This window comes from Nostoc sp. JL23 (assembly GCF_017115065.1).
GTDB classification, from domain to species: domain Bacteria; phylum Cyanobacteriota; class Cyanobacteriia; order Cyanobacteriales; family Nostocaceae; genus Nostoc; species Nostoc punctiforme_A.
Genome location: NZ_JABXKN010000103.1, coordinates 1 through 11,931, shown reverse-complemented (window position 1 = coordinate 11,931; position 11,931 = coordinate 1). Strand labels below are relative to the sequence as shown.

Here is an 11,931-nt window from a genome sequence, read left to right as displayed (position 1 = left end):
GCATCATTAACCGCAGTCAGATTAATGTTGCGGGTAACAGGGTTGCTATCTAATAAGCTGCCATCTTTGACGACAAAGCTGATGGTGCGGGTGGTGGTGTTGGGGTTGTCGCTGCTGTTTTGATAGGTAACAGAACGCAGTGCAGTTTGATATTGGGCGACGGTGGCACTGCCAGTTAAGGTTAAAACACCGTTGGTATAATTGCCAGTAATGCCGTTTTGGGTGGCGAAAGCGAGGGTGTCTTCTGTGAAACTGCCGCTAATGCTAACTGTGGCGCTGCTGAGGTTGGTGGAGTCGGCATCGGTGACGGTGATGCCAGGGTCGATGGCTGTGGCGGCGGCGTTTTCGGTGTAGGTGAGGGCGGTGTTGGTGGCGGTGATGACTGGGGCATCATTAACCGCAGTCAGATTAATGTTGCGGGTAACAGGGTTGCTATCTAATAAGCTGCCATCTTTGACGACAAAGCTGATGGTGCGGGTGGTGGTGTTGGGGTTGTCGCTGCTGTTTTGATAGGTAACAGAACGCAGTGCAGTTTGATATTGGGCGACGGTGGCACTGCCAGTTAAGGTTAAAACACCGTTGGTATAATTGCCAGTAATGCCGTTTTGGGTGGCGAAAGCGAGGGTGTCTTCTGTGAAACTGCCGCTAATGCTAACTGTGGCGCTGCTGAGGTTGGTGGAGTCGGCATCGGTGACGGTGATGCCAGGGTCGATGGCTGTGGCGGCGGCGTTTTCGGTGTAGGTGAGGGCGGTGTTGGTGGCGGTGATGACTGGGGCGTTATTGAGGTACACAAAGGCATTAGAGTTAAGAGAGTTAACGCTTAACCCAATGCTATTTACAAAGCTCGCAATGAGTTCATCGGGTTCGGTATCGGGTTTGTCAATCCTGAGGTTTATGTTGCCATCATCGATCTCTAAAAAGTACTGGGTAGACGGGCCGAGAAGTTGAACTTTATCTTCATTGACATCGAACCCGACAATCAGGGCGTAGTCGTCATCTCCAGGAGTGGTGCTGATGCCATCGTCATAGTAAATACTGGTATTGCTGGCCAGAATGTAGATATCTGAGTTGGTACCTCCGATTAGCGTGTCGATCTCTCCAATAAGACTGTTACCAGCCACCCCAACTAGGGTATCGGCTCCATCACCACCATTCAGGATATTATCGCCACTGCTTCCTATGATGCGGTTATCTAAGCTATTACCTGCACCGTTACTATTACCTGTACCTGTTAAGGTGAGGTTTTCTAAGTTCGCACCTAATGTATAATCTGCAAGAGAGCTAATGACTGTATCAATGCCACCTGCAACAGAAGCATTAGTTTCAGTTACTACATCTGTAGCGCTGTCCACATAATAAACGTCGGAGCCATCACCCCCGTCCAAATTATCATTACCGGCACCCCCATCCAAACTATCATCACCTAAACCACCAATCAGATTGTCATTTCCTGCTCCACCAGTTAGGGTGTCATCCCCGTCACCGCCATTGATAGTGTAGTTACCCGAAGCCGTAGCTAAAATGGTAACCCTATCGTTGCCATTCCCTGTATTAATGGTGTTAATGGCGCTGGTTGTAGATGCCCTGACGATATCTGCACCAGAACCAGTTGTAATAATTTGCTGGCCCGTAGTAGAGGTTGCGTTCACTACAACTGCATTTGTGCTGGTACTGGTTATGGTTTGTGCGCCTTCAGCAGATGTGGCCTTCACTTCGACAAGATTTACACCATTACCAATACCGTCACCAATCGTCTGCGCCCCCGCTCCGGTGGTAGTTGCAAAAACTGATTTAAGACCTACACCTGTTATATTCAGTGCCCCGGCGCCAGAGGTTGCTGTCACCGTGGTAGCACCTGAACCCGTTACAATGTTCTGTGCACCCGCTATGGATATTGTTTCGAGGGTTGCCATCCCGGTGAATGTGGTCATGGCGATGTTAATCACACCGGCCCCAGATGTTTCTGTTGTTAGGTTTACGCCTGCTATAAATGCCGTGTTAAAATTAGTACCTGTAGTAATGGTTTGTGCACCATCACCTGTCGTATTGATTACAATATTCTCGATATTGCTTAGATTAGTCCAGAGAGCATCAGGCGGTGCTATCACACCGGCCTGAAGATGTTCAATATACAGCGTATCTATACCTAATCCACCATTGAGGGAATCGCCAGAATTAAAAGTATCCGTTCCCGCACCATCATAAGTCCCATTAAATGTGTCATTGTCTGTGGTGCCACCAATTGTATCGTTGCTGGTAGTTAAAGTGTAAGTAGTCATAGTTATTTCTCCAATTCAGTAATGTCAATACCTTTGCCAAAATAAGAGCCTAGAAAAATTTGGCCAGTTTTGCCAAAATTACTCATAAATAAGCGTTTCGCTTAAAAGGTAGTTTGTCATCTCAAACCTTTATACTGCGATCAATACGTTAAAAAAACCTTGTGGGGAACCTTATGGGAAACCTTAAAGAACTTATTGTTTTTGTCAAACCTCAGAGAACAGCGAGTTAATAGTGAAAGCGTCATTAACTCACCCTCGTAAATTTACGAAGGTATTGTAAACTGTAAATATACGTAATTCTTAACTTAAGTAAGTCTTAGAGGATGTTTATTCTGAGCGGCTTCAGTAATACCTGAACATCAGTCAAAACCAAGATTTAGCTACTCCTATTGACCTCGTCTACCTCAGGGACTATGTTATGCGGCGATCGCCATTGGTAGATTCCTTTTTTAGCTTACCTGCTTTACATACCAATTAGACAGCTAGGGGCTACTACCTATGAATATGATGCTCGTGGCAACATTCTGACTGAGATTGACGCAGAAGGGCAAATTATCAAGCGTAAGTATGATGATAACAACTATGTTCTGGAAGAAACAGTAATTTCAGACCGTTCTGGGCCGAATGGTTTTACCACTAAGTACACCTACGATAGCCTTGGCAATCAGCTAACTCAAGAAGATGCATTAGGTAACGTCACACGCTACACTTGTGGCGATAAGAGCCGCCTACTGACTGAGACTGATGCCTTGGGTCGCACGATAACTAATGTCTACAGTAGAAGTGGTAATCTCCGTTCAACTACTGATGCTCTTGGTCACACCACTAGTTATGACTACGACCTCAGAGGCCAACTCCGGTCTGTCAAAGATGCTAACGGTAAAGTCACAGGATTCGATTATGATGACAATGGCAATGTCACCAGTGTTACAGATGCCTTGGGCAATGTTACGACTTATACTTATAACACCAACGGGGACAAACTGACCGAAACTCGTCAAATGACCGTCGCCAATGGTCAGGTACGAGAATTGTTGACAACGTGGACGTATGATGAAAACGGTCAAATGAAAACGATGACCGATGCCGAAAATCATACCACGACTTATGAATATGATAAATTAGGTCATCAAACTGCGGTTATTGATGCACTTCAGCACAAAACTGAGTATAAATACGATGATAAAGGTCAGTTGGTTGCAACGATTTACGCAGATAATACACCTGACAACCCAGATGATAACCTGCGCGAAACTACCCGCTACGATGCTGCTGGGCGTATAATTACCTCCGTTGATAAAGCTGGACGCGAAACGCGCTTTGTTTATGATGATGTCGGTAGGCTAATTGAAACTCTCAATCCAGATTCAACACCAAATAATTGGGATGACAATACTAAAACTCGTACCGAATATTACAGCGATGGTCTAGTAAAAGCCCAAATTGATGAGCGTGATAATCGCACAGAGTTTCGCTACGATGCGGTAGGTCGGCAAAATCAGGTAATTTACGCAGATGATACACCTGCAACTTTAACAGATAACCCGAAAACTACTTACACTTATGACAAAGTAGGGCAGCGTATTGCTGAAACTGATGCGCTCAACCACATCACTAGCTACAAGTATGACGACCTGGGAAGGTTGAGTAAGACTGAGTTGAACGACAAAACTTTCACCATTAGTGAATACGATAACCTGAGTCGGCGAATTGCAATGACCGACCAAAATGGCAAGCGGACTGAGTATAGCTATGACGATTTAGGTCGCTTGACTGGGGTGAAGAATGCACTTCAAGATTGGACAGAATACGGCTACAACGAAGTTGGCAACCTGATTTTACAAACAGATGCTAACCAGCATACAACCAGTTTTGAATACGACGGCGTGGGAAGACGCACGGCTACTATCTTACCAATGAGTCAACCTGCTGACATGACCTACGATGCTGTGGGCAATGTACAAACTTACACTGACTTTAACCGCAATACCATTACTTATCAGTACGATCCCCTGAACTGGATGATTTCTAAACAGTTCCAGGATGAGTCTAAGGTAAGGTATACTTACACACCCATAGGTTTGCAAGATGTTATTACATTTGTTGACGCAAATGGTGTAACTACTGCAACTGACGATTATGACTATGACGAACGCGATCGCTTAGTCAAACGTACTGACCCAGATGGGCGCAGTATTAGCTATACTTACTATGCTGCAAGTAATCGCACTTCTGTTACTACCGCATCTGGCACAGTCAACTACACCTTTGATGTTCGTAACCGCCTTGACCAAGTAATTGAGGGTGGGATTGTTACGGCAGATTATGACTACGACGCTGTAAGTAATTTGGTGCGTACTACTTTAGCTAATGGTACGCAGGAAATTCGCTCTTATGATGACCTCAATCGATTGAAGTATTTGGAAAATCATAAGGGTGACACCATCCTCTCCAGCTACACTTATACTCTGGACAAAGTAGGCAACCGCACCAAAGTTGTTGAACACAATGGTCGTAGCGTTGATTATACTTACGATGACTTGTATCGGTTGACCCAAGAAAAAATTACTGATGCGATTAATGGAAATCGAGTTTACAGCTATACCTACGATAAGGTAGGGAATCGCAAGACTAAGAGTGAAACTGTCAACGGTGCTACAACGGTTACAGATTATGCCTATGATGCCAATGACCGTCTGTTAAATGAGACTGTTAATCAGCAAGCAGTTACTAATTATACTTACGATAACAATGGCAACACCTTAACGAAGACCGAAAATAGCATAATAACCGAGTATACCTGGAATTATGAGAATCGGTTGATTGCGGCAATAGTGAAGGATACTAACGGTGCAATCCAACAAGCGATGCAGTATAGGTATAACGATAATGGTATTCGAGTTGCAGCAACGATTGATGGAGTTGAGACGCGGTACTTAATTGATGAAATGCAGCCGTATGCACAGGTTTTGGAAGAATATTCTCCCAATGGTGCTGTGCAGGTGGAGTATGTTTACGGTAATGATTTAATTGCTCAGGAGAAGGGTAGCGATCGCACTTTCTACCACGTTGATGGATTGGGTAGTACACGAATACTGACTGATGCAACTGGTACTGTTGTTAGTAGCTATAATTATGAAGCTTACGGAGAATTAATTAGCTCTACTGGTGGAGTAGAGAATAAGTATCTATTTGCTGGTGAGCAGTATGACCAAAACCTTGGTGATTACTACTTAAGACAACGATATTACGACACTAATTCGGGTAGGTTCACACGAAGAGATACTTATGAAGTCAAATGTTAATTAAAGGAAAAGATATTGAGAGTATTCTTGCTTTTATAAGAGAAAATGGATGCTCCAAGTCTCAATCAATCGTCATCCTAAAAAAACTTCAGAATATACCTTTAGATGAAGCACAAAGATTAGTTCACCTCAGTCAAACATGGCAAGATACTTATGAGTATGATGAAGAACTTAACAGACAATTTTATGAAATTTTGATGAGAGACGATTTATAATAATAAAAACTTAATGAAGAGTATTTACATTACATATAGCAGTCCTATCTGATTTGCGAAAATAAATCTTGAGTAAACGAACCGCAGAGGCGCAGAATACACGGAGGAAGAAAATAGAGAGATTTCCACAACTAATTTAGGCTCGTTATAGAACCCATTTGAGATATCAGGAAGTGGCTGCAAGCAGCTTAAGCATTAGCTTAACAAAGTAGAGGTTAATCTATCAGTGAGGCTGCTGGATACGTTATGGTGGCTGGATTAAAGGGTTGCATGTACCTTAATTTAGTCCCGTAAAGATGTCAAATGGGTTCTACATTTGATATCTTATTAAGTTCCTCAGCTTTACAATAAATTTCTAGTGGTACTGCATCAAAATACCTAAATAAAGCAGGACATAGCCATCCATTCATATCTTTTTCTTCCCAGTAATACCAGTTTCCACCATACTCTTCTCGTATCCAAATTAACTTCACCTGATATTTTGGAAATGGATTCTTTGAAAATATGAGCTTGAATTTTTTCTTAGCATCAGGAATATCCTTGACAAGGATATCGATCATACCAGGAACACCACACACAAACGGTTCATTCTTCAGCCCAACAGCTTCATCATCAAATACCCAGTTATCTTCATATTGGTACGGAAAAATTATCATCAAAGAGTTTGACACAAGTGTGATTTATCAAGATTGTAATGCTGTTACGACAATAACCTATAATCAGTAAAATATCATCTGCAAAGGTTACTGAGATGTAACTATAACTAGCACAACCTAACCTGCTAATAGACTAAGAAGTTACTTTGTGGATCAAGCTAACAGGACAAGTTAGCTCAATATTAGTCTCTCAATAAATATATTTTAAAGGTTTATTTAACAGAGGTTTGAGATCAAATAAACTTAAGATCAAGGGCGTGAGCTTTTCTAGAGGTTATTGGCTATCAAATCTTGGTATTACTATTCACAGTAATCAATAATAGTGTCAAAACATTTATTTTTGTAGTGCAATGTAGTGTTTTGCAACATTAACTCTACTACTTATCTCACTCAACCAGCATACCATCCATGCAAGCAACCCCCCACTGCGGAAACTTCGCCAGCAGTTTCTTGATCACGATCTTCAAAGCCGGATCATCCCAACACTCTTGCAAGAATTCAAACCCCGGATTCTGCCCCGAATTCGCTGTAACCTTGAGTTTCTGCATACGCCCCGGTCGTACATTTGGCCTCGCAACTATCGCCTCACTCGACCACTTTTCAGTTTGTGACACGGGCGGCACGGAACTTTCGCCCTCATGATCCGCTTTCATTTCTTCACCCGAAACCGAGTTTTCAGCCGTAAACGTTGCAGAATAACCCTGTTGTACTTGCCCCTGAGTTTGATTAGCGATCACTGAAGTTGAAGGTTTTTCATTTTGGGCGATGGGCGCGGCAGAACAAGTACCTTCATGAGGGAATATCGCCTCAACACCACAGTCCTGCTTTTCAGCTAACAACGGAGCAGATTGACTTGGTGCAGCATCCACAAGCGTTAGCGTCGTGCAGTCCATTGCCACAGGCAAGTCTTCCTCGTTCTCTGACACGCTTTGAACAAATTGAGGCGACGCGCCCCCCAAGGGCGCATGAGCCGTCTCCTCTTCACGCGAATTTCCTGTAAGCGTGTCAGAGACACACCTAACGAACTCAAATGATGAGTTCGTTAGGTGTTCCTGAACAGTTCGTGAGGGTTTCTGAAACCCCTGTTCTGACTGACTTTGACCTAAAATAGATGCTTTATACAAAGCACGTATTTCTTGAGGGGCAGCATCTATCTCTGAATCCCCAGCATTTGATTCTCGTTTTTCAGCATTTGGTTCTCGTTCTTTAGCATCTGGTTGCTGATTTTCAGAATTGGCTTTCTCCCAAAACTCCTTCATCCGACTGCCATGTAAATTTTTCACCATCCAGCTAGCCGTTTCTCGGCCGTCTTGAATCGACTTGTCAGGTTTGAAGATGAATAATCCACTGTCGGAGAGAATTTTCTTTGCACAGATAAAAGTACTGTACCCCAAACCAGAGGTCAAAGGCATCCACCGGGAACCATAAGGGTCAGCTGTCCAGCACTCTTGCCATAGTTGCGTAACTGAGGGCTTTTGCTGCGATGCCCACAACATATCTTCGATGGGAATAATCACATGAAGCCTTTTATATGGCGACTGTGCTTTAGTAGCAGTAGCCTTTTTGGACTTGGGACGGGTAATGGTTGCAGTCATATTTCAATCTCCTGTTATATTGACGCACGAAAATTTCCCCCATTGCGGTGACGGGGCTTGGTACTTGTATTTGGTTGTCTAAAAAGTTACCAACACACTGGAAGCTTATTGAGGTTGCCAGAATCGCAACTCATCTCGGAAATACCTATCAGTTTTTTTTGATTGCTCCTTCCAGCAATCCCAGGCAACCACCAGTTCCTCGCCCAAATCCTCTACAACTTCACCCCTCTCTACATACAAAGTGCGGTAGGGGTCGGCGTGAGCAACAATAGAACCCTTTCCGATAATTGGAGGATGAGAAGCAATTTCAAGAGATTTGATTAGTTCTATTTCCTCACTGGTCAATTCCACCCAATAGTCTTGTTTGATTACCTCGTACTCTTGCGCCATTGCCCAAAACTCCTGCCAAGTACATCCAGGTTTTGAAAGTACTGCCCTAATGTCGCTAACCGCTTGAGGTAGCATTTCCAATTGTTCGGCTCGATATGCGATCGCAGTTGGTGTCGGCTCAGTCCCCAAAATTATCGCCGCAGCTTCCAGGGCTTGGGTGTTGTTCATAGCGTTGGCTAAGTTCTTCAACGCCATGCCCATCAGCCGCAGACATTCTTGGGCATTTTCTTTTGGGGGTTCCTGAGCTAGCGATCGCAACAGCTTCGTGTAACTTGTCAGGAGTTTTGACCAACCGAAGTAAGGAACGGGTTTGAGAAGGTTTAGTAATTTTTTCCCGAAGTTCCTCTGGTAGAGTATCAACTACTTTCTTCGCAGACAGCAAATCTCTGACCCGGCGATATCCTCCGTGTTTGGTCAACTCACTTTCGCAGTAAGCTTCAAAGCTCTTGTGTCCACCATCTTCGTAATAGCCTTTATCTCGCATCAGTCGAAGTTCATCGGATGCTTGCCACTCGAACCTATCGATGGCGGTGAAGGTTTCCTGGATGCTGGTGTTGACAACACTGTAATCAAGCGCTGTTGTTTGTTCTCTGTCTAGTGTCAGCATATCTCTTGCCCACTATGGTAAATGCTTAAAAATTGAGGTGTTGCAGCTTAACCAAAGTGAACCTTGCAACTGATTTGGGGGATTTTTCCAAAAATGTGTCAGCATTATAGTTAGCTCACTTTGTCGTTAACGGATTGAGCAGGCGATCGCATTGCTTTGGTCGGCGGGCGGTCGCTTTTAGCTTTTACGCTGCTTTTAATAGATCAACTTCTGCACTTTCGCCCAGAATTTTCCTTCTATTTGCTAAAGTCTCTGTTTCTGCTTGAGAATTGAGAGTGACACTTTTTTCTATCGTTAATCTTTTGGGTGGCTCACCTTCCTCAAGCAAGTCTCCAGGCTTACAATTAAGGGCTTCACAAAATCTTGCTGCTGCATCTAATGTGAGTGATTTAACCTTATTTTGTTCAATTTTTTGGATGAACTGAGGACTATAACCAGTCTTTCTAGCTAGGTCATTCTGAGAAAGACCCGCAGCCTCTCTCAATTTTTTTAATGCGATAAACACAATCATCCTCTCCAAATAATACTCCTATTATAGTGGTACTACTATTGGATGTAAACATATAGGGCTTACATCTATTGGTATTATAGTTGCTTATGTGCAACCAATAGTAGTATTACAAATCTCTATCTAAAAGTAACTACTACCCCATTGACTACTACCAATAGGTGTACTAATATTATGTACATGAGGGTAAGAAAAAACAAACCGTTTACACCCAAACGCAATTAAGGGTTTACAAGCCAAATTACCAAACATTCACTCATTCAAATAACTACAAAACCAAGTGCCACCGGGAATAGCAGCCGGAAGCCAAACTTGTAATGCTCAAGCCAGCGAAGATGATCTCGATGACCTACCAAGTCTTAAAAAACTGGTTATTTGCTAATCAGCCTGTCTAGAAATCTTATTTGCAGCAAAGCTGAATTCATTAGCTAACACAGCACTCTGTCAGAAAACAAAGGCGACCACCCACCGTCCAAAGTTTGCGATCGCCTTTTCCCCAATTACGGAGATTTCCATTATGACCTACATAACACATACACAGCAAGCAATTCCTACTTCTTCTCGTGACGAGCAAGCCCTAGCCCAAGCAGAACTCGACAGCCACCTCGAATCCCAAGCCGAAGCTGTAGCCCCAACCCAAGACCCCCTGACTGCTCGTGACCGCCGCATTATTGGCGAGATTATCGAAGTCCAACCCGAATCCGTTCGTACTATCTGGATTGAAGGCGGAATCACTGTATGGGTGCAGTTAATCGGTGGCGGACGGCTACCCTTTGATAGGGACTGGTTCGCAAAAAGAGTTGCAGAAGTCAAAGCGACTCTACCCGAAACACCACGGGAACGGAACGAACGCCTGAGCGATGAACTAGAAAAAGCTTGCGCTGTTTTTGGTCTATATCACGGCGAAATTGACTGGCTATTATTCAGCACCAAACTCTACCAAGACGGGCATTTTGTTGGCTTCGTCGGGTGCAATCAACGAGGTTGGTACGCAAGACCAAGACAGTACGGAGTCAATCGCGTGGCTGCTAGTGCTGAACAAGTGATTGCGTCTTGGGAGTCCGAGCAGCAGTAGCAGCTTAGTTGCTGCAAGTGAGAAAAGCGATTGCATACCAAACACCTGCAATCGCCACTCAAACGAAATTTAGACAATCCAAATCATCATGGCACAGAATATGATTACCACACTTTCTCTTCAAGAAGCCCAGTTGGATGAGCCAACAGAAAAAATTCTCCTGCCTCCAACCGACCCCAATGCAGAGGTACAAGAAATTTCTCCCTACAAACTCGTGTACGTCAATGGAGCTTGCCCCAGAACTTATCGAGTCTACACAGATGATTCAATGCTGGGAGTGATATTTCAGCATATTACGCACTGGCCGAATGCTGTAGATAAGATTCGATACGCCGAGCCGGTTGATGCAGCAGTTGGACTAGACCAATTTATGAAGGTGGCAAGGATATCAGCAACGGCTACAGAACAATCACTCACGGAAGAAGAGTTGCTAGATAAGGAATTCGATTCGCTGACGAGTGACGAGTGGGAGCGGCTAAGGAAGTACGTTCCACAAGCGAAACATTTGGTTGCAGCGTAAGAAACGAGGTGGGCGTTGCTGCCCACTTCCTCAATAAGACTGTTTTACTTACTTTACAAATATAGCAATGGAACCGATAGAAATACTGAAGCAATTCAACTCATGCTACCTGAAGATTCAGGCAATCGCCCAAAACGAAAACTGGCTCTTGTTGATTGCTGATAAAAAGATTGATCCAGAAGCAGCAACACACTTGGGTGATGTTCTGCACTATTTGGATCAAGCGATGGGTTGTGTTGAAGAAATTGTCGAGATCAAGTTCAATCAGGAGACAGAATAATGCAACTAACAATATCAATTCCACACGGTTGGAAATACCCCTGCTTCACTTTAGGACAACGTGCAGAACAGGGAATTATCATCGGCATGAAGTATTACCTAAGCGATAGTCTTTTAGCTTATGAATACGATGAAGGCTGGCGTTATCTAGTCATGCCTGACATGAATTCCATTGAAGAAGGGAATCACTTAGAGAACGAGATTAAATTGCTCAAACCGCAGGAATTGAAAACACTTCTAGAAGCAGAGATTAAAAAGCGACTATATCAAATCGAAGTGTTGAAATACGAGTTAAAAGCAATTCCTGGCACTGTCATAAATAGCTTGCGGGGGGAAAAAATGGTCTAAAATGCTTATATTACAAAGAGTGTAGCAATTTGTGGTAAAAGAAAAAGAGCATTCATTCGCAACAAGCTCTATTTAATGATAATATTACCAGAATTCTACGAAACAAACCTCAAGCGAGAATTGGGACGTGCAGAATATTTATTACTAAAAATCC

The 11,931-nt window shown here is 43.5% G+C and carries 10 protein-coding genes and 2 pseudogenes; 7 read left to right on the top strand and 5 right to left on the bottom strand.

Features of this window, described 5'->3' with window-relative positions; all coding sequences use genetic code 11:
* A partial coding sequence (locus HWQ42_RS20945; protein WP_292815752.1) for a calcium-binding protein occupies positions 1-2,279 on the bottom strand: 2,279 nt, incomplete at its 3' end.
* 440 nt (positions 2,280-2,719) lie between these two features.
* Between HWQ42_RS20945 and HWQ42_RS20940 the strand changes: the two are divergent.
* From HWQ42_RS20940 to HWQ42_RS20930, 3 genes and pseudogenes are all read left to right on the top strand, one after another.
* A pseudogene (locus HWQ42_RS20940) lies at positions 2,720-3,028 on the top strand (hypothetical protein); the annotation flags it as partial.
* Positions 3,029-5,584, top strand: a complete 2,556-nt coding sequence (locus tag HWQ42_RS20935; protein ID WP_292815749.1) for an RHS repeat-associated core domain-containing protein — start codon at positions 3,029-3,031, stop codon at positions 5,582-5,584.
* Positions 5,578-5,799, top strand: a complete 222-nt coding sequence (locus HWQ42_RS20930) for a hypothetical protein (protein ID WP_292815746.1) — start codon at positions 5,578-5,580, stop codon at positions 5,797-5,799. Before HWQ42_RS20935 ends, HWQ42_RS20930 begins: the two co-directional genes overlap by 7 nt.
* A gap of 299 nt (positions 5,800-6,098) precedes the next feature.
* Here HWQ42_RS20930 and HWQ42_RS20925 read toward each other — a convergent pair whose 3' ends face one another.
* From HWQ42_RS20925 to HWQ42_RS20910, 4 genes and pseudogenes are all read right to left on the bottom strand, one after another.
* Positions 6,099-6,470 (bottom strand): DUF6717 family protein, encoded by a 372-nt coding sequence (locus HWQ42_RS20925; RefSeq protein WP_292815743.1) that lies wholly within the window; start codon positions 6,468-6,470, stop codon positions 6,099-6,101.
* A 371-nt stretch (positions 6,471-6,841) separates the two neighbouring features.
* Positions 6,842-8,050, bottom strand: a complete 1,209-nt coding sequence (locus HWQ42_RS20920; RefSeq protein WP_292815740.1) for a hypothetical protein — start codon at positions 8,048-8,050, stop codon at positions 6,842-6,844.
* Between the two features lie 105 nt (positions 8,051-8,155).
* Positions 8,156-9,047 (bottom strand): annotated as a pseudogene (locus HWQ42_RS20915) (hypothetical protein).
* Positions 9,048-9,231: 184 nt separating this feature from the next.
* Positions 9,232-9,558, bottom strand: a complete 327-nt coding sequence (locus HWQ42_RS20910; RefSeq protein ID WP_292815737.1) for a helix-turn-helix transcriptional regulator — start codon at positions 9,556-9,558, stop codon at positions 9,232-9,234.
* A 514-nt stretch (positions 9,559-10,072) separates the two neighbouring features.
* Between HWQ42_RS20910 and HWQ42_RS20905 the strand changes: the two genes are divergently transcribed.
* The 4 genes from HWQ42_RS20905 to HWQ42_RS20890 all read left to right on the top strand — a co-directional run bounded on the left by HWQ42_RS20905 (position 10,073) and on the right by HWQ42_RS20890 (position 11,777).
* The gene (locus tag HWQ42_RS20905) at positions 10,073-10,630 is read left to right on the top strand and encodes a hypothetical protein (RefSeq protein ID WP_292815734.1); all 558 of its coding nucleotides are present in this window, start codon (positions 10,073-10,075) and stop codon (positions 10,628-10,630) included.
* Positions 10,631-10,718: 88 nt separating this feature from the next.
* Positions 10,719-11,150, top strand: a complete 432-nt coding sequence (locus HWQ42_RS20900) for a hypothetical protein (RefSeq protein ID WP_292815731.1) — start codon at positions 10,719-10,721, stop codon at positions 11,148-11,150.
* Positions 11,151-11,217: 67 nt separating this feature from the next.
* Positions 11,218-11,430, top strand: coding sequence for a hypothetical protein (locus HWQ42_RS20895; protein WP_292815728.1), 213 nt, complete (start codon positions 11,218-11,220; stop codon positions 11,428-11,430).
* Complete coding sequence (locus tag HWQ42_RS20890; protein WP_292815726.1) at positions 11,430-11,777, top strand: hypothetical protein; 348 nt, start codon at positions 11,430-11,432, stop codon at positions 11,775-11,777. Before HWQ42_RS20895 ends, HWQ42_RS20890 begins: the two co-directional genes overlap by 1 nt.
* Positions 11,778-11,931 lie beyond the last annotated feature (154 nt).